Origin of the sequence: Aestuariivirga sp. (assembly GCF_965227715.1) — a bacterium.
Lineage (GTDB): Bacteria > Pseudomonadota > Alphaproteobacteria > Rhizobiales > Aestuariivirgaceae > Aestuariivirga.
Genome location: NZ_OZ245771.1, coordinates 314,036 through 331,496 on the forward strand (window position 1 = coordinate 314,036; position 17,461 = coordinate 331,496).

15 protein-coding genes are annotated in these 17,461 nt (G+C 63.6%); 10 read left to right on the top strand and 5 right to left on the bottom strand.

Going from position 1 to position 17,461, the window contains the following annotated elements; all coding sequences use genetic code 11:
• Window positions 1–12: 12 nt before the first annotated feature.
• Together ACO06F_RS01485 and ACO06F_RS01490 are read right to left on the bottom strand one after the other, a co-directional pair.
• Window positions 13–2,163, bottom strand: coding sequence for a sulfatase-like hydrolase/transferase (locus ACO06F_RS01485; protein ID WP_421694932.1), 2,151 nt, complete (start codon window positions 2,161–2,163; stop codon window positions 13–15).
• 151 nt (window positions 2,164–2,314) lie between these two features.
• A complete protein-coding gene (locus ACO06F_RS01490) occupies window positions 2,315–3,292 on the bottom strand; it encodes a 2-hydroxyacid dehydrogenase (protein ID WP_421694933.1) in 978 nt (325 codons plus the stop codon).
• A gap of 83 nt (window positions 3,293–3,375) precedes the next feature.
• On the opposite strand from ACO06F_RS01490, the gene ACO06F_RS01495 reads away from it, so the two are divergent.
• The 3 genes from ACO06F_RS01495 to ACO06F_RS01505 are packed head-to-tail and all read left to right on the top strand — an operon-like array spanning window position 3,376 to window position 5,606.
• Window positions 3,376–4,185: an EipB family protein gene (locus tag ACO06F_RS01495; RefSeq protein WP_421694934.1), complete on the top strand. Its 810-nt coding sequence runs from the start codon at window positions 3,376–3,378 to the stop codon at window positions 4,183–4,185.
• 5 nt (window positions 4,186–4,190) lie between these two features.
• Window positions 4,191–4,895, top strand: coding sequence for a VWA domain-containing protein (locus tag ACO06F_RS01500; RefSeq protein ID WP_421694935.1), 705 nt, complete (start codon window positions 4,191–4,193; stop codon window positions 4,893–4,895).
• Between the two features lie 12 nt (window positions 4,896–4,907).
• Window positions 4,908–5,606 carry a molecular chaperone DnaJ gene (locus tag ACO06F_RS01505; RefSeq protein ID WP_421694936.1) on the top strand — a complete coding sequence of 233 codons (699 nt, stop codon included), beginning with the start codon at window positions 4,908–4,910 and terminating at the stop codon, window positions 5,604–5,606.
• A gap of 11 nt (window positions 5,607–5,617) precedes the next feature.
• On the opposite strand, the gene ACO06F_RS01510 is transcribed toward ACO06F_RS01505, so the two are convergent.
• Window positions 5,618–7,162, bottom strand: a complete 1,545-nt coding sequence (locus ACO06F_RS01510; RefSeq protein WP_421694937.1) for a serine hydrolase — start codon at window positions 7,160–7,162, stop codon at window positions 5,618–5,620.
• Window positions 7,163–7,430: 268 nt separating this feature from the next.
• Here ACO06F_RS01510 and ACO06F_RS01515 point away from each other — a divergent pair, with 268 nt between their 5' ends.
• Window positions 7,431–7,775 (top strand): phasin family protein, encoded by a 345-nt coding sequence (locus ACO06F_RS01515; RefSeq protein ID WP_421694938.1) that lies wholly within the window; start codon window positions 7,431–7,433, stop codon window positions 7,773–7,775.
• 96 nt (window positions 7,776–7,871) lie between these two features.
• On the opposite strand, the gene xth is transcribed toward ACO06F_RS01515, so the two are convergent.
• Window positions 7,872–8,654: an exodeoxyribonuclease III gene (gene xth, locus ACO06F_RS01520; RefSeq protein ID WP_421694939.1), complete on the bottom strand. Its 783-nt coding sequence runs from the start codon at window positions 8,652–8,654 to the stop codon at window positions 7,872–7,874.
• 45 nt (window positions 8,655–8,699) lie between these two features.
• Window positions 8,700–9,029: an iron-sulfur cluster insertion protein ErpA gene (gene erpA, locus ACO06F_RS01525; protein ID WP_421694940.1), complete on the bottom strand. Its 330-nt coding sequence runs from the start codon at window positions 9,027–9,029 to the stop codon at window positions 8,700–8,702.
• Window positions 9,030–9,076: 47 nt separating this feature from the next.
• Here erpA and ACO06F_RS01530 point away from each other — a divergent pair, with 47 nt between their 5' ends.
• The 6 genes from ACO06F_RS01530 to scpB all read left to right on the top strand — a co-directional run bounded on the left by ACO06F_RS01530 (window position 9,077) and on the right by scpB (window position 17,434).
• Window positions 9,077–10,273 (top strand): deoxyguanosinetriphosphate triphosphohydrolase, encoded by a 1,197-nt coding sequence (locus ACO06F_RS01530; protein ID WP_421694941.1) that lies wholly within the window; start codon window positions 9,077–9,079, stop codon window positions 10,271–10,273.
• A 39-nt stretch (window positions 10,274–10,312) separates the two neighbouring features.
• Window positions 10,313–12,049, top strand: coding sequence for an arginine--tRNA ligase (gene argS, locus ACO06F_RS01535; RefSeq protein WP_421694942.1), 1,737 nt, complete (start codon window positions 10,313–10,315; stop codon window positions 12,047–12,049).
• Between the two features lie 15 nt (window positions 12,050–12,064).
• Window positions 12,065–14,569 (top strand): SPOR domain-containing protein, encoded by a 2,505-nt coding sequence (locus ACO06F_RS01540; protein WP_421694943.1) that lies wholly within the window; start codon window positions 12,065–12,067, stop codon window positions 14,567–14,569.
• 3 nt (window positions 14,570–14,572) lie between these two features.
• The gene (gene nagZ, locus ACO06F_RS01545; protein WP_421694944.1) at window positions 14,573–15,589 is read left to right on the top strand and encodes a beta-N-acetylhexosaminidase; all 1,017 of its coding nucleotides are present in this window, start codon (window positions 14,573–14,575) and stop codon (window positions 15,587–15,589) included.
• Between the two features lie 85 nt (window positions 15,590–15,674).
• Window positions 15,675–16,520: a segregation and condensation protein A gene (locus ACO06F_RS01550; RefSeq protein WP_421694945.1), complete on the top strand. Its 846-nt coding sequence runs from the start codon at window positions 15,675–15,677 to the stop codon at window positions 16,518–16,520.
• A gap of 38 nt (window positions 16,521–16,558) precedes the next feature.
• Window positions 16,559–17,434 (top strand): SMC-Scp complex subunit ScpB, encoded by an 876-nt coding sequence (gene scpB / locus ACO06F_RS01555; protein ID WP_421694946.1) that lies wholly within the window; start codon window positions 16,559–16,561, stop codon window positions 17,432–17,434.
• Window positions 17,435–17,461 lie beyond the last annotated feature (27 nt).

The window sequence follows — 17,461 nt, forward strand, 5'->3', positions numbered from 1 at the left end:
CTGCCAGGGAGCCTATTTGCAGATGTGGCCGAGGTTCTGGAGGATCAGCTGACGGTCAGCGGTGTTGGTCACGCCATCCTCGTTGATGTCATACCAGCTGGAGCCACTCGTCAGGAGGCGCATCTTGTCGAAGTTCCACAGATCCTCGACATTGACGATGCCGTCGTCATTGCCATCGCCCGTGCACTCGGGGTCGGATGCGAGAACCTGGTTCATGTAGGCGGTCAGCTGGTCGAACTTCTGCTGCTGAACCTGGGTGTAGGGCTCAGGGATCATCAGATCCTCGCGGTCGAGCAGGGGAGGCTTTCCCTGGGTGACCACATAGAGCTCATTGTAGGTCTTCTCGACGCAGGAATTGGTATCGGTGTCGTAGTCATTCATCTGATTGCGAACCAGCTTGAAGCCACTATCGTCCCGCACGCCAACACCGGTTTCCGGCTGAACCGAGACGGGTGTTCCGCCATTGTCCTTCACCCAGACCTGAACCTGGCAGCAATAAGTGAAGCCATCGGTCGGGATCGGCACGTTGTTGTAACTGCCCGTGGCCTGGGCTCCGAACCACACACCGCCATTGTCTTCGCACACGCTCTTCGTTACCGGAATCTGAGAGCAGGAGTTGGCGAACTGGCAGGGCCCGTTCATCGAGCCGTTGGCCTGGATGTTGGGGCCTACCATTGTGAAATCGAACTTGCGGATGCTGGGCTTGTTGATGTTGGTGAAATAGGGAAGCATCGGCACTGAATCGACGCGGCGCGGATTGTTGCGGCGAACGTCCTCGCCAGCAATGGTGCCGATCAGCTCATAGAGATCGGCGATATTGACCATTCCGGCCGTTTCCTGCCCGGGTGTCTTCACAATGGGGCCGGCGACGATCATCGGAGTCCATACGCCTGTCTGGTAGGGCGTGCCCTTGGAGCGCTGCGGGTCGAAAGGCTGGCGCACCTGGGAGCCCAGAGAGCCATTGTCGTTCACGTAGATGACCACGGTGTTGCTGGCAGTTGCCGTCAACACCAGCTTGCCGTTCTTCTTGGTGGCGATGCCTATGGACGTAAACAGGCGGCCCATCTCGTAATCCATGGCCTGGATCATCTGATTGGCAATCAGGATGCGTCCCGGTGCCGAGGAGGGGTCGACGCCGTTGCTGTCCGGCGCGTCGCTCGGAAGGGTCGATACCGGCGGCGGCTGCATGGGGGTGTGGACGGTGGCTGTCGAAATGGTTGCGAACCAAGGCTTGCGCGAGGTTTGCTGCTGTTTGATCCAAGCGATTGCGGCGTCCGTCTGCTGGATGTTGCGGAAGGTCCTTGCGCGCACATCGGTATAGGGAATGGCCTTACCGTTGATCACCAGCGGCGACACGTAATGCGCACTGAGGTTTGAGAAGGCGAGAGAGTTCCCACCATTCTTGCTGCACGCAGATTTGGGAACGAAGATCCCGCCCGAGTCCCGGCAGGCCCGGCCTGCGGGATTCTTGGACAGCCTGTCGGAGGACATGATCTTGCATCCGCCTGCCGCGGCGTAACAAGCGCCGGAATCCGCTCCGCCGTTCCGTGAGCCCGGAACATAGCCCAGCGGATATTGTCCCGTGGCGCCAACGCCACCTGCGGTGGTGTCGATGCTGGACGGATCTCCCGTCTGGTCAAGCCAGCCATTGTATTCGTCCCAGCCCAGCGCATTCACCATGCCGAGGCCGTAAGGGTTGTTGCCCTGCAGACCGACGTGGAATTTGCCGAACAGCGCGGTAGTGTAGCCCGCCTTCTTCATCACCTTGGGCAGCGTGTTCTCATAGGGAGAGATCATCGAGTTGGCGAGATCGTCAGGCCCCAGCGCGGCGAGGAGATTGGTGCGGAAGGGATAGCGCCCGGTGTAGAGCACGCCGCGCGCCGTCGAACAGGCGGGCATGGTCCAGGCATTGCGGAAGGTGAGTCCGGCAGCAGAGATCGATTGCAGATTCGGCGTCGCAGGAGCCGTCAGGCCGCCATATCCATAGGTCTGAAGCTGGTCCATGCCGATGTCGTCGGTCAGCACCAGCAACACATTGGGCTTCGCAGGAGACGTGCTCAGCGAAGCGGCCTCTGCGGGGCTCGCCGTGGTTAAGCCAAGGGAGGCAGACAGCAGCAGGGCGCCAATCCACAGGGTTGGCGAAAATATGCGGGGCATGCTCATGCAATGATCCTGATTGGCCCGGCTGCAACCGCAAACCGGAGCGCTTCAAACGTAGCGAGAAGCCGATGCTATACGCTACTTCTGTTCAAAACGTTACGAAACTCATCAGCAAAAACACGCAAGGAATGCAGTATTTCCCGTGCGACTGTCGTCAAGTTAACAAATCGGCCGGACGCTCGCCGCGAAAAAACTGCTCCAGGTTGTCGATGCACTTGTGCGCCATCGCGCTGCGTGTGCCGGGCGTGGCGCTGCCGATGTGCGGCAGAAGAAACACATTCTCCAGCGTCCGGTAGCGCGGGTCGATCGCCGGTTCGCCCTTAAACACGTCAAGACCGGCCGCCGCCAGCTTTCCCGAAATCAGCGCTTTGATCAGTGCGTCGTCATCCAGAATGTCGCCGCGCGCCGAGTTGACGATGATGGCACCGTCCGGCAGCAGCGCAATCGCCTGGGCGTTCACCATGCCGCGGGTCTCAGGCGTGGAGGCACAGTTGACCGAGAGAAAATCGCAGCTGGGCAGCATCTCCTCAAAGTGTGCGTGGTAGATTGCCCCTTGCGCATCTTCCACCGCCACCGGGTTCCGCGAATGATAGTGGATCGCCATGCCGAAGCCCCTGGCGCGCCGGGCCACGGCCTGGCCGATCCGGCCCATGCCAAGGATGCCCAGCCGCTTGCCCGACACGTCACAGCCCATGGGAGAGATCAGCGTGGTGGCGCCCCAGCGGTTTTCCCGCACCATGCGGTCCCCCCAGGATGCGCCGCGCGCCGCGCCGAGAATCAGGAGCAGGGCAATGTCCGCCGTGGCATCGGTCAGCACCCCCGGCGTATTGGTGACGGCGATGCCCTTGGCTTTCGCCTGCGGGATCGAGAGGTGGTCATAGCCCACCGAATGCGTGGCGATGATGCGGATCGAGGGCGGAAGGGCAGGAATGAACTCCGGCCCCAGCTTGTCGAAGGAGGTGAGCAGGATCGCGTCATGGGCGGCGGCCTTCTCCAGCACCTCGTCCAGGTCCATCGGCCGGTCATCCGGGTTCAGCGTGGCGCGGAACACCTTGGAGATGCGCTCCTCGGCATCCGGCATCATCTTCCGCGTCACGAGAACACGCGGGGTCTCCGGCCCTGTTGGCGCCATCTTTGCCTCTTTTCGTGGGATGATTATGTTAGGGTGCCCGGCGGGCCCCCATATAGGACCACCGTGCCAAAGGAGTTTCAAGGTTGAAAACCGTTCTGCCGTTTCTGGCCGCCCTGTTTGTGGCGGGCGCAGCCGATGCCGCCACGGTGGCCCCGCACCGGGCCATTTATGATCTGACCCTGCTGCGCGCCAATGAGGGGGCCTCACTGCAGTCTGCGGCAGGCAAGCTTGCGTTCGAGATCGACGGTTCGACGTGTGAAGGATTCACGGTCAATTTCCGCATGGCCACGAAGTATCGCCCGGACGAAGGCGACGTCACGGTCATCGACACCATGACCACGACCTATGAGAGCCCTGGCGCCACGGAACTCCGCCACCAGCTCAAAGAGACGGTGGATGGCGCGGTGAAGGACACTGGCCGCATCAAGGTGACGCGCGCCAGCGCCGATGCTGAGGGGCAGGGCGTTCTCTCCACCAAACCCAATGAGCCCTTCGCCATTCCTGCAGGCGCTGCCCTGCCCATGCAGCACCAGCTGCGCCTGATGGCCCTGGGGGAGGCCGGCGGCGGCCGCGATTCGAGCATCGTTTTCGATGGGTCCGATGGGGAAAAGTCCTTCCGCGCCATCTCCTTCGTGGGCCGTCAAAAACCACCGGGCAGCATTGTGCGCGACACCGCCAATCCCGCCGCAGCGCCCCTCAAAACCCTGGGCGCGTGGCCGATCACGGTCAGTTATTACGCTCTCGACGGCAAGACCGAGGAGCCCGAATATCAAGTGAGCTTCGACATGTATGAGAACGGCGTCGCCACCGGGCTGGTGCTGGACTATGGCGACTTCGCTCTGGGTGGCACGCTCAGCCAGCTGACGCTGCTGGACAAGCAGAGCTGCCCCTGACCGCGATGCCGATCATTAAGAAACAGGATGGCGCTGGGGAAGGCGATGTTGAGGCCTTTCTGGAGCGCGTGCGGCAGATGCCGGCGCCGCCCAAGCCCTCGGGAAGCAGCGGCCGCCTGGTGCTAGCCATGGACGCGACCATGAGCCGCCAGCACAGCTGGGACATGGCCTTAGGCATCCAGGGCAACATGTTCGCAGAGGCGGGCCGTGTGGGCGGGCTTAATGTGCAGCTCGTCTATTTCCGTGGTGCTGGTGAATGCCGTGCCTCCAAGTGGACGCCTGATACGTCCACGCTGGCGCGCCTGATGTCCGGCATCCGCTGCCAAGGCGGCTCCACCCAGATCCTGCGCGTGCTGAAGCACCTGCGGACGGAGGCCACGGCCGGCAAGGTCAATGCCTGCGTCTATATCGGGGATGCCCTTGAGGAGCCCATTGACGCGCTGGCGGCCATTGCCGGTGAAGTGGGCCTTCTCGGTGTTCCCGTGTTCATGTTTCAGGAGGGGCGGGACCGCGCCGCCGAGGCGGGCTTCCGCGAGATCGCGCGGCTCACGCGCGGCGCCTATTTCCACTTTGGTGCCGATGCTGCAAACATCCTGCGGGAGCTTCTCGCCGCCGTCGCCGTCTATGCGGCGGGTGGCTACATGGCGCTTGAAAATCATTCGGCCTCGCATGGCGGGGCAGCGGCGCTGCTTCTCAGGCAGATGGGCTGAGGGGCACGGCAGATGAATTTCATTTTGGGTCTGGTCATCGTGGTGGGCGGCTGGTGGCTGATCAAGGCCTTCGCCAATGCCCAGCCCTCCAAGGTGCGGGGCCTCATCCGCAAGGTGGCGGGGGGCGGCGTCATCGCCTTTGCCGGGCTCCTGGCGCTCCGCGGCCAGATCAATATTGCCATGCCGCTGTTCCTGCTGGGGGCGGGCTTGATGGGCCAGCAGTCGCTGTTCCCCAATGGCATGCCGTGGCAGCAGAAAAGCTCCGGGCAGCGCTCCAAGGTGGCAACGGGCATTCTCGCCATGGAGCTGGACCATGACACGGGCCGCATGGATGGCGAGGTGCTGACGGGGCCCTTCAAGGGCCGGAAGCTCTCCAGCCTGACAATGGCCGAAGCCCAGACGCTCCACGGTCTCTGTGCCAGCACCGCGGATCAGAGCCGCGCGCTGCTCGAAGCCTGGATCGAGCGTGCCCACCCGGACTGGCGGAAAAGCTGGAACAGCGGGGCAGGGCGTTCCACCGCCTCCACGCCCTCAGGCAAGATGAGCCGTGCGGAAGCGCTGGCGATTCTCGGGCTCAAGGATGGCTCCAGCCAGGACGATATCCGTGCCGCGCACCGCCGTCTCATGAAAGCAGCACACCCGGACATGGGCGGATCTGATTACCTGGCCGCCAAGATCAACGAAGCCAAGGAACAGCTCCTAAGGGACTGACGGTTTCGCTGTTAGGTCGGCCCCTGGGGCTGGCAGGGAGTCTTCTGCTTCTTGATCGCCTTGCAGGCTGTGGCGGCCGCCGTCTGGTCAAACCCGGTGAAGCGGGCGCGGTAGGTGATCTTGCCCTTCTTCTCCACCATCACCGTCTGAGCAGTCTTGCCGGTGAGCACGGACGGCGTTCTCTTCCGCATCTGCTGCAGCACGGCCTGGGCGTCATTCTTGGTGGCATAGTCACCCAGCGTGATCATCCAGCCGGCATCTGCGGTGGGCGATAGCGAGGCGACCTGCGCCTGATCAGCCATTTGCTGCTCGGGCGTCTTTACCTGGAACGGCACTGTGCCGGAGGCATCAGCCACCGGCTGATCGGGCATTGGCTGGGGCACGGTTTCAATGTGTTCAGTGGTCACGGAGGCAGCGGCGGAGGCTTCGGCGAGGCTCACCGGAGCCGGTGAGGCAGCCTGGGCTGCGAGATCGGCCATGCCGTCTTCCGTGTCGCCCTGTTCGGCGGGCTCCTGCGGAGCAGCCGCCACCTGGACGTCATCTGCCTTGCCCTTGCGCTTGGTGATGCGCTTTGCGGCGGCTTCCTTGCGCGCCACCTGCTTCACGACGGGGGTCGCCTGGGGTGCTGGAATGGCGGCGACTTCCTGTGTCTCGAGCGCCCCCTTGGAGGATCCGGCACTGGCCACGATGTTCTTGCCGTTCTGCGCGTCATCGAAATAGCGGCTCAGCATCTGCTTCATATAGGCATCACGCGAGGCGCCGGTGCGGCCGCCGAGCACAACGCCAACCAGCCGCTTGTCACCACGGCGGACGGAGGTGACGAGGTTGAAGCCCGATGCTGCGATGTAGCCGGTTTTGATGCCGTCCGTGCCCTCATAGCTTCCGAGAAGCCGGTTGTGGCCTGTGATGGTGCGGCCCTGGTAGACGAAGCTGCGGGTGCGGAAATAAGGATAGTATTGCGGGAAATCACGCATCAGCCGCAGGCCCAGCGTGGCCATGTCGCGCGCCGTGGTGATTTGCCCGGGATTCGGCAGGCCCGACGCATTGAGGAATGTGCTGCGAGACATGCCGAGCGCGCGCGCCGTGCGCGTCATGCGCTGGGCGAAGGCGCTTTCTGAGCCTGCCAGATTTTCGGCAACGGCTGCGGCAACGTCATTGGCGGACTTGACGACGATTGCCTGAATGGCCGTTTCAACTGTGATCGTTTGGCCCACGCGCACACCGAGTTTCGATGGCGCCATGCCGGCGGCACGGTTGGTCATGCGGATGGGTGAATTGAGGGTCAGCTTGCCGGTGCTCAGATCCTGGAAGAGCAGATAGAGCGTCATCATCTTGGTGAGAGACGCCGGGTGGCGCTGGCCGTCCGGGTCCTGGGAGTAGAGCAGCTTGCCCGTGCGCGCATCGACCGTGAGAGCGGCGAATTTTGGAGCCGCAAGTGCCGTGGCGGGAATCAGTCCCGCCGCCAGAATGGCAAAAAAGGCCAGCATGGCGGCGCGCCAATGAAGCGGAAGCAGGCGCTGCCTCAAGCGTCCGCCGCGGATAACGTCAATATGCATGCCCACTCCAAACTAACGTGGCTGCCCAGATGAAGGCGCACCATTATCACAAGAAGGCTGACGCAGCCACCCCGCCGCTTCAACCTTCACAAACCATCCCGGACGTCCTGCGGGCGAGTTTTGTCCACAGGCCGTTACAGGAACGTTAACCGCCACGTCGGGCGCCTTCGCCTAAAGTCATACAATTGTGCGGTGCAAAAAGCCATTGACAATCATGTTGCAGTGCACATATTAGGCACATCACTTAGCGGCAAATGGAGACGCAACCATGATGAAGTCCTTTGAAGAGTTTCAGTCCTTCGGCAAAGACGGTTTTGAGGCCTATGTCGCGTCCACCAACGCGCTGACCAAGGGCTTCCAGGCCATTGCCCAGGAAGCTGCCGATTTCTCACGCAAGTCCTTCGAGAAGAGCACCACCGCTTTCGAGAAGCTGTCCGCCGTCAAGTCGGTCGACAAGGTGCTTGAGGTTCAGCAGAGCCTCGCCAAGGAGAGCTATGACGCCCTGGTCGCCCAGATGACCAAGATCAACGAGCTTTACCTTTCGACCGCGAAGGAAGTCTACAAGCCCTTCGAAGCCTCGCTCGCCTCCTTCGGCGTCAAGGCCCCCAAGTAAGTTTTTCCGGTTTCCGAAAAGCCCGCGTGCCAATTGGCTCGCGGGCTTTTTTGCTGCTGACGTTGCCGCCGAAGCCGCATTGGATGCAAGCAGGCGCTATTTCAGCGTGATCATCACCGGTACGTGGTCTGACGGCCGCTCCTGCGTCCTCACCTCGCGCTCGATCTGCGCGCTCTTCAGAAGGTCTGCCGCCTGCGGCGAGAGCAGCAGATGGTCAATGCGGATGCCGTTGTTGCGCTGCCAGGCCCCGGCCTGATAGTCCCAGAATGTATAGAGCCCCGCTTCATCGCCATGGATCTGGCGCACAGCATCGGTGAGGCCGAGGTTGAGGAGGGTTCTGAACATGGCCCGCGATTCCGGCTGGAACAGCGCGTCACCCGTCCAGTTATCCGGGAATTTCGCATCGAGTGGTGTGGGGATCACGTTGAAGTCGCCAGCGAGCACAAAGGGCTCCTCGAGTTTGAGGAGCATCTTGGCCCTCGCATGGAGCCGGTCCATCCAGCGCAGCTTGTAAGTGAATTTCTCCGTACCCAGAGGATTGCCGTTGGGCAGGTAGATCGAGGCCACGCGAACACTGCCCGACTTGGTGGAGAACACGGCCTCCAGATAGCGCGCCTGGGCGTCGTCATCATCGCCAGCCAGCCCGCGGGTCACGTCCTCCGGCGGAAGCTTTGAGAGAATGGCGACGCCATTATAGGTCTTCTGGCCGTGCACCAGCACATTATAGCCCAGCGCCTCGAAGGCCGGGGCCGGGAAGGCGTGATCTTCGCACTTCAGCTCCTGCAGGCACAGGACGTCCGGCTTGGCTTGCCCGACCCACGCGAGCGCGTTGTCCAAGCGGGCCTTGATCGAGTTCACGTTCCAGGTGGCGATTTTCATCAGTGCATGATGGAGGCCAGGTGCGGCGCCTGCAAGTCAGATTGATTAGATTGAGAAGGAGGTGCCGCAGCCGCAGGATGAGGTGGCGTTCGGGTTCCTGATGCGGAAGGATTGGCCCATCAGATCATCCACGAAGTCGATTTCGGCGCCAGCCAGAAAACCCTGGCTCACCGGGTCGACGAGCGCCTTGGCGCCGCCATGCTCGATCACCAGATCATCCTCCGCGGGCGCTTCGGCCAGCTGGAAATCATATTGGAACCCGGAACAGCCGCCGCCGTTCACCGCGATTCTGAGCGCGTTCTTGCCGGGCTCCTTGGCGATGATTTCGCGGATTCGCGTGGCAGCGCTGCTGGTGAGGGTGATGGACACGGTCATGATGGTGTATGTTGGGTGCTATTCTCGGCTTGTCAACGGATTCTCCCATGCAGCGGTTCACCGCACCCTATGCCTCCCTGCCGGAGGAGACCCGCGGGCGCGTGGTCCCTGAAGCTGGAAGCGATTACCGCTCTGCCTTCGCGCGGGACCGGGACCGGATCATCCACTGCCAGGCCTTCCGGCGGCTGAAGCACAAGACGCAAGTCTTCGTCTATCATGAGGGCGATCACTACCGGACGCGGCTCACCCATACCATTGAGGTGGCACAGGTCGCCCGCTCCATTGCCCGTGCGCTGGGGCTCGATGAGGATCTGGCGGAGGCGCTCGCCCTCGGGCATGACCTTGGCCACACTCCCTTTGGCCACGCCGGGGAGCGCGAGCTGGATGCGCTCATGCGACCCTATGGCGGCTTCGACCACAATGCCCAGTCCTTGCGGATCCTGACCAAGCTGGAGCGCCGCTACGCCCAGTTTGACGGGCTGAACCTGACCTGGGAGACGCTCGAAGGCCTGGTCAAGCATAACGGACCGCTCATCAATCTGGAGGGCGATCCCGTGGGCCGCTACCGCGAGAGGGGGTTGCCCGAGGCCATCCTCGAATATGCCGCCGATCATGAACTGGAGCTTCACTCCTTCGCTTCGGCCGAGGCCCAGGTTGCCGCCATTTCGGACGACATTGCCTATAATGCCCATGACATTGACGACGGGCTCCGCGCCAGCCTGTTCGGCCTGATCGATCTGGGGGACGTTCCACTGGCGGGCGAAGCGCTGTCCCGGGTGTTGAGCCTCTATCCCGATCTCGAGCATGACCGGATCGTGCATGAAACCGTGCGCCGCGTGATGTCGGACATGGTCTCCGACGTCATCGCCGAAACGAGGCGCCGGGCGGAGAGCCTGAAACCTCAGTCTGCGGCCCAGGTGCGGGCGCTGGGCCAGCCGCTCATCTCCTTTGGGGCGCAAATGCAGGAGAAGAACCGCGTGCTCCAGTCATTTCTTAACGATCGCATGTATCGCCATGAAAAGGTGGAACAAATCATGGCTCGCGCGCGGCGCGTGATGCATGATCTCTTCGACGCCTATATGAGCGATCCAAAACTTCTTCCGCTGACCTGGCAGGAGCAGGCGAGCCCGGCCGACACCGGGCTTTATGCCCGCCAGGTGTGTGACTTCATCGCCGGCATGACCGACCGTTATGCGCTCGAACAGCACAAACGCCTGTTTGACCTTGATCCGCTTTTCCGCTAGGGGGCGGCAGGGCGTTAATTCAACAGTTTAAATGTAGACATGAACCTGTTTGCTGAGTTTCTGCAGGTGGTCCGTGACGCGGTTTCGGCAGTTGCGGCCGAACAGGGTTTGTCCACCACCAGTCTGGATTTTTCGCGCGTCACGGCAGAGCCGCCGCGTGATGCTGCGCATGGCGATATCTCGACCAATGCCGCGATGGTCCTCAACAAGTCTTTCGGCAAGCCGCCACGAGTTCTGGCGGAGGCGATTGCGGCGCGTCTTTCGTCCCACCCGGATATCGCCGGTGTGACCATTGCGGGACCGGGGTTCATCAACCTCAAGATGCATGCTCATGTGTGGCCGCGCGTTCTTGATGCGGTGCTTGCGGAAGGTGATGCGTACGGTCAGTCCTCGCTCGGTGGCGGGCGCAAGGCCAATGTCGAGTATGTCTCCGCCAACCCGACAGGGCCCCTGCATGTGGGGCATGTGCGCGGCGCCGTGTTCGGCGATGCGCTGGCCCAGCTTCTGGTTGAGTCAGGCTATGAGGTTACGCGTGAATATTATATCAACGACGCCGGCGCCCAGGTGGACGTGCTGGCCCGTTCCGCCTATCTCCGCTACCTTGAGGCCTTGGGCGAAACCATCGGCGAAATTCCGCCGGGCCTCTATCCGGGCGATTATCTGAAGCCGGTCGGCGCGGCTCTCGCACAGGAATATGGTCCTGCGCTCAAACGCATGGCAGAAGACCAGTGGCTGCCGGTCGTGCGCGCCCGGTCCATGGAGATGATGATGGCGCTGATCCGCGAGGATCTCGCGGCCCTCAACATCCGGCAGGAAGTGTTCTTTTCCGAAAAGTCGCTCCACGATTCCGGCGAGGTTGCTGCCGCGATCGCTGATCTGCGGGCGAAGGGAACCGTCTATCAGGGCACTTTGCCGCCGCCCAAGGGCGAGGTTCCGGAAGACTGGGAAGACCGCGAGCAAACGCTGTTCCGCGCCACTGATTTTGGCGACGATATCGACAGGCCGTTGCTCAAGTCAGACGGGTCCTACACCTATTTCGCGTCCGACGTCGCCTACAGCCGCAACAAGATTTCGCGCGGCTTCAACGAGCTGATTTATGTGCTGGGTGCTGATCACGGGGGCTATGTGAAGCGGCTCGAGGCCGTGGCCGCAGCACTGGCGGGCAGGGGGTCGGTTGATGTGATCGTCAGGCTCTGCCAGCTTGTGAAACTCTATCGCGCCGGAGAGCCGGTGCGGATGTCCAAGCGGGCGGGTGAATTCGTGACGCTGCGTGAAGTGGTGGATGAAGTCGGCCCCGACGTCGTGCGCTTCATGATGCTGTTCCGCAAGAACGAAGCGCCACTCGATTTCGATTTTGCAAAGGTCACGGAACAGTCGAAGGATAATCCGGTTTTCTACGTCCAGTATGCCCACGCGCGCACCTGTTCGGTGATGCGCAACGCCGCGGAAGAGGGCTTCGCGCCCGAGACGCCCGATTTCAATCTGCTCACGGACGAAGCAGAGCTGGGCCTGATCCGCCGCCTCGCTGAATTCCCGCGGCTCGTCGAGGCCGCGGCCCAAGCGCATGAGCCGCATCGTGTGGCCTTCTATCTTTTTGACCTTGCTGGCGATTTTCATGCGCTTTGGAACAAGGGCAAAGACTCGCCGCATTTAAGATTTATTTTGAAAGAACATGTTAAACTCACCACAACACGTCTCGCCTTCTTGGGTGCGATTAGATATGTTTTGGGAAATGGCCTTCGGATCCTCGGGGTGAGACCCGCCGAAGAGATGTAGAGGCGATAGGGTCAGATGGATCAAGATTCGAGCAACGGCTCAGGGCCGGACAAGCGGAACTGGCGCGAGCGTCTCGGCATCGGTGCCAAGGACTTGCCGAAGCTGTCCGATGAGTTTCGTGAAGAGCCGCCGCTGCAGCAGCCGCAATCGCCGCCGCCTGCAGGTGCCGCAAAGCCAGCCCCGCGTGCGCCCCAGCCGGTCACGCGGCCTGCACCCATGGCGCCGCGCCCGGGTGCCCGCCAGGCGCCTCCCGCCGGACCTGAATCAGCGCCTGCACCTGCCGCCGCTGCACCAGCGCCCGCCCCAACCCCACCACCCTCCCGCGCCACCCCGAAGGCGCCGGACAATGCCACGCAGGAAGCCCTTGCTGAAAAGCTGCGGGCCCAGCGCGCTGCTGCCGAGAAACTCGCTGAACAGCGCGTGCAGGCAGCCCGCAACCGTGCCGAGGCGAAACCCAAGGCGCCGGAACCCGCAGCTCCGCAGCCGCGCCAGGCCCCGCCGCCGCCGTCTTCCTCCGCAAGGCCGCCTGCGCCTGCTGCCCGCACCCCGGGCGCCATTCCGCCCCCCGCTGGCGGCAGCCGGCCCAAATTCAGCTTTGCTGATGAGGGCCGTTCCGAAACGCCGCCGCGCCCCAGCCTTGGTGGTGCACCGCTCACACCGCCACGTCCTGCGCTGGGTGGCGAGCGCGGTCAGCCGCCTTTCCTGCGCCCGACGACGCCCAATGGCAGCCTCGGTGCCCGGCCGCAACCGCCTTTCCGGCCCACGGATACGGGCAGCTCGGGCTATATCGCGCCGCCGCGCCTTCAGGTGCCGGGTGCGTCCCGCCCGGGCCTTGGTTCGGAATCCGGCGGTTATGTGCCGGCCCGTGTTCCCGCCCGTCGCCCTCCCGCGGTTGATCCTTATGCCCGGGCGCCTGAGCCGCGCGAGTATTCTGAGGATGATTACCAGGAAGAGGGCCGCTCCGTGCCCCGCCTCGGCCGTCCGGCACCCGCCGCACGCGGCCGCGCGCCCCAGCAGGATGAATTTGACGAGGTCTTCGAGGAAGATCAGGCGCCGCGCGGCCGCGCCACGGCGCGGGACTACCAGTCCGCCTATCGTGACGGGGACGATGCCTTCGCCGATGAACCGCGCCGCTCCGGCGGCCCCTTGCTGCTGATGCTGGCGCTTCTGGTCGGCCTGCTGCTGACGGGCGGCGTCGTCTGGTACTACAGCGACAGCTTCAAGAACCTGGCGGGCGTCGGCTCCTCCGGCACGAGCGATGGCGTGCCCGTCGTCTCCTCGCCCGATGCGCCGGCCAAGGTCGCGCCGGAAACGCCCTCGGCCGATGGCCAGAGTGTTGCCCCCGCCGCTCAGAAGAAGCAGATCTATGACCGGATCGTGGGCGAACAGGAAGTGACGGGCGGCAGTCAGATGCAGCCGACCGAGGAAACACCCGTCGCCCCCGGTGACGGCCAGGCACCCGATCAGGTTCCGAAGATCGAGCCCAATGGCGGCACGGCAATTCCCGCGCCTGATGCTGGTGGCCAGGGCGCCACGGGCCAGGGCCTGCCTGAGGTGGAGCCGCCGCCGCCACTGCCGCTTCCCGGCAGTGACCAGCAGGGCAGCCTCGGACTGAAAGGAACCGGGCAGGTCGCAGCCGCCTCGGCGGAACCGGATCAGGGGGCGGCACCGCCGCCTCCACCAAGCTTCACAACCGATACCTCGTCGAGTGACAACGCCTCCCCGCCGCCCCCGGAAAAAGCCACCGACGGGGCGGCTCTTGTTTCTGGGGATGCCGGGACGATCAATGCCGACAACACCGCAACGCCCGTAACGCCCGATCCGCCGCCGCCCAAGCCCGCCAAGCCCGCGGCTCAGGCTACCCAGCAGCAGGCCTCTTCCGCCGCCGCCACGGCCGCCGCCAAGAAGAAGGCCGCGGCCGCCGCCGCCAAGAAGAAGGCGCAGCAACAGCAACAGAATTTTGACGATCTGGGTGCCGCCCCCGTGGTGCTGGTGCCCCCCGCCAAGCAGGTGGCACAGCAGACAGCGCCCACCACGTCCCCCGTCTCGCAGGTCGCTGAACCGGCAGTGCCCGCCGCGCCTGCGGCACCTGCCGCCAAGAAGAAGACCATCTTCGACCTGTTCAACGGGACGGGCTCCGGAGGAACCACAGGCACCGCCACCGCTCCCGTGGCGCAGCCCACGCAAGTGGCCTCCGCCGCGCAGCAGACCAAAGCTGCGCCAAAGCCTGCCCAAACCCAATCCGCAGCGCCGCAACAGGCCGCAACCGGTGGCGGTTATCTGATCCAGCTCGCCTCCTTCCGGAGTGAATCCGAAGCGCGCAGCGAGTATGCAAGGCTTGCCAAGGCCTATCCGTCCGTCGTCGGCCAATTGCCGTCTCAGGTGCGCCAGACGAGTGTCGCCGGCGGCACGCGCTATCAGCTTGGGCTTGGCCCCGTCTCCTCGCGCAGCAGCGCCACGCAGGTGTGCAGCGCGCTCATTGGCGGCGGCGAGAGCGACTGCATCGTCCGGGGTCCTTGAGGCTTGACCATCGGCGCCTTCATTTCGGGTTGCGCAGGCCACGCCCTGAGCCCGGCAGAATGCGCGTTTTTTGCCCGCACCAGCCCCTGGGGGCTGATCCTCTTCCGCCGCAATTGCGAAACGCCTGACCAGCTGAAAGCCCTCACCAGTGCCTTCCGCCAAGCCGTGGGCCGCAAGAATGCGCCGGTGTTCGTTGATCAGGAGGGCGGACGCGTGCAGCGGCTGGGGCCACCCAGCAACGCCTGGCGGCGCTACCCCGCGGCGCGTGCCTATGGCGAGGCCTATGCCAAGGATCCGCTCACCGGCCTCCGCAGCGCCCGCAACGTCGGCAGGTTGATGGCAGTTGACCTCATCGAGGCGGGGATCACTGCCAATTGCGTGCCAGTGCTGGATGTGCCGCAGCCTGGTGCCCATGAGATCATCGGCAGCCGCGCCTATTCTGACCGCATCGAGCCCATCATGGCGCTGGCGCGGGCCCATGCGGCGGGCTTCGCCGATGGCGGGGTGCTGCCCGTGATCAAGCACATTCCCGGTCACGGCCGGGCGAGGGCTGACAGCCACCTTGAGCTTCCCGTGGTCGAAGCCTCCCGGGCAGAACTTGAGGCGATCGATTTTCCGCCTTTTGCAGCGCTCGCGGACGCGCCAATGGCGATGAGCGCACACGTGGTCTACACCGCACTGGACCGCAAATTGCCGGCCACACTGTCCAAGAAAATCATCTCCACTGTCATCCGCAAGCAGATCGGCTTCCGTGGGCTGCTGATGACGGATGATCTCTCGATGAAGGCCCTGTCGGGCAGCTACGCCGAGAAGACCAAAGCTACCCTTGCGGCAGGGTGTGACATCGTCCTCCACTGCAATGGTGAGCTGGATCAGATGGAAGAGGTTGCCGCCGCCGCCGGGGCGCTCAAGGGCAGGGCGCTGGCCCGGGCGCGCGCCGCCCTCAAGTCTGCCCGCAAGCCCCAAGTCTTTGACCGGAAACAGGCCTTGAGCGATCTGGATGCGCTGTTAAGCGGCTGAATCTGGGGATAAGTTGTGGCTAGAGCGCGAATCACCCCCCATCCATTGGTATTGAGGGAGGTGACCGAACGAGGATGATCCACGCGTGAGCGGCCCAGACGAGACCAGACCCGAAACCGATGCCGCCCCGGCAGCCTGGCCTGATGGCGAGACGCCCTTGCGCGTGGCGGAACTCGTGCCGCCAGCGGCGGATGACGGAATGCTGATCGTCGAACTGGGCAGCTTCGAAGGTCCGCTTGACCTGCTTCTGGAGCTTGCCCGCCAGCACAAGGTGGATCTGAAGCACATCTCGATCCTCAGGCTCGCCGAGCAATATCTCGAATTCATTGAGAGAGCGCGGCGGCTCCAGCTCGAAGTGGCGGCCGATTATCTGGTGATGGCGGCCTGGCTCGCCTATCTCAAATCGCGCCTGCTGATCCCGGTACCTCCCGGCAGCGAAGAGGCGGAGCCGGCTGACCTCGCCGCAAGGCTGGCCTTCCGCCTGCAGCGCCTTCAGGCCATGCGGACGGCCTCCGAAAACCTCATGAAGCGCAGCGTGCTCGGGCGGGACGTGTTCGCGCGCGGCGCCCCTGAACCCCTCATCATCGATACGCGCCGCGAATATGGCGACAATCTCATCGACCTCCTCAAGGCCTATGCTGACCGGCGCAAGAAGAAGATGGTGCACCAGATCTATGTGCCCAAGCGCCACCCCACCTGGTCAATCAAGGAAGCCCGCAACGCGCTCGAGCGCATGGTGGGCGTGATGGACGAGTGGGGCACTTTCGACATCTGGCTGGCGCAATATCTGACGGAACCCGGCATGCGCCGCTCGGTGACGGCGTCAAGTTTCACCGCAAGCCTGGAACTTGCGCGCGAAGGCCTTCTGGAGCTGAGGCAGGAGGGGCCGTTCCGCCCACTCTATCTCAGGCGGCGGGCGAATGCGGCGTGAGGCCGCGTCAGTAAAGTGACGGAGTAAAGGAGATGACCATGCAGACGCACACCGCTGCGGCAGAAGCCGCGCTGGAGATCGAAGACGCCGTCACGCATGTGGCTCCCGGCCTGGAAGACGATGTGGCCACGGAGGCTGCCATCGAAACCGAAGCTGCGGCGGAAATCGCAGGCGAAGAGGATGAGTCCGATTCCCCGCCTTCATCAGGCATGGAGGACCAGCCGTCAGCCACCGTCACCCGCCACCCGCGGGCTGACCGCAACCAGCATTTGCGCATTGTGGAGGCCATTCTCTTCGCCACCGCCCAGCCGGTCGATACGGCCTATGTGGCCGGCTTCCTGCCCGAGGGAACGGATGTGGCCGCACTTCTGGCAGACCTCAAGACGAATTATGCCAATCGCGGCGTGAACCTTGTCGAAGTGGCCGGCAAGTGGCTGTTCCGGACGGCCGATGATCTGGGCTACATCCTCCGCCGCGAGAAGGTGGAGGAGCGCAAACTCTCCAAGGCCGCGATGGAGACCCTGGCCATCATCGCCTATCACCAGCCCGTCACGCGGGCCGAGATCGAAGATATTCGCGGCGTTGCCATTTCCAAGGGCACGCTGGACCAGCTTCTCGAAATCGGCTGGGTGCGCATGCGCGGCCGCCGCAAGACGCCGGGCCGCCCCGTCACCTACGGCACGACGGAGGCTTTCCTCAACCACTTTGGCCTCAACGAGGTGGGGGACCTTCCGGGCCTCCAGGAACTCAAAGGCGCTGGCCTGCTGGACGCCAATCTGCCGCCCGGCTTCGACATCCCGATGCCCCGCAGCAACGACGACCTGCTGCCGGACGAAGAGCCGCTCGACGGCACGGAAACCGAACAGCTGCCCCTCGAAATGCATCTGCCGGAACAGTCGGACGTGCAGGAATGATCGGTACCCTTCTTCCGTCCTGGCGAC

Bases quoted from the DNA above. Each gene is read 5' to 3' on its own strand.
- ACO06F_RS01485 (WP_421694932.1), bottom strand. From the start codon at position 2,163: ATGAGCATGCCCCGCATATTTTCGCCAACCCTGTGGATTGGCGCCCTG.
- ACO06F_RS01490 (WP_421694933.1), bottom strand. From the start codon at position 3,292: ATGGCGCCAACAGGGCCGGAGACCCCGCGTGTTCTCGTGACGCGGAAG.
- ACO06F_RS01500 (WP_421694935.1), top strand. From the start codon at position 4,191: ATGCCGATCATTAAGAAACAGGATGGCGCTGGGGAAGGCGATGTTGAG.
- ACO06F_RS01505 (WP_421694936.1), top strand. From the start codon at position 4,908: ATGAATTTCATTTTGGGTCTGGTCATCGTGGTGGGCGGCTGGTGGCTG.
- ACO06F_RS01510 (WP_421694937.1), bottom strand. From the start codon at position 7,162: ATGCATATTGACGTTATCCGCGGCGGACGCTTGAGGCAGCGCCTGCTT.
- ACO06F_RS01515 (WP_421694938.1), top strand. From the start codon at position 7,431: ATGATGAAGTCCTTTGAAGAGTTTCAGTCCTTCGGCAAAGACGGTTTT.
- xth (WP_421694939.1), bottom strand. From the start codon at position 8,654: ATGAAAATCGCCACCTGGAACGTGAACTCGATCAAGGCCCGCTTGGAC.
- erpA (WP_421694940.1), bottom strand. From the start codon at position 9,029: ATGACCGTGTCCATCACCCTCACCAGCAGCGCTGCCACGCGAATCCGC.
- ACO06F_RS01530 (WP_421694941.1), top strand. From the start codon at position 9,077: ATGCAGCGGTTCACCGCACCCTATGCCTCCCTGCCGGAGGAGACCCGC.
- argS (WP_421694942.1), top strand. From the start codon at position 10,313: ATGAACCTGTTTGCTGAGTTTCTGCAGGTGGTCCGTGACGCGGTTTCG.
- ACO06F_RS01540 (WP_421694943.1), top strand. From the start codon at position 12,065: ATGGATCAAGATTCGAGCAACGGCTCAGGGCCGGACAAGCGGAACTGG.
- scpB (WP_421694946.1), top strand. From the start codon at position 16,559: ATGCAGACGCACACCGCTGCGGCAGAAGCCGCGCTGGAGATCGAAGAC.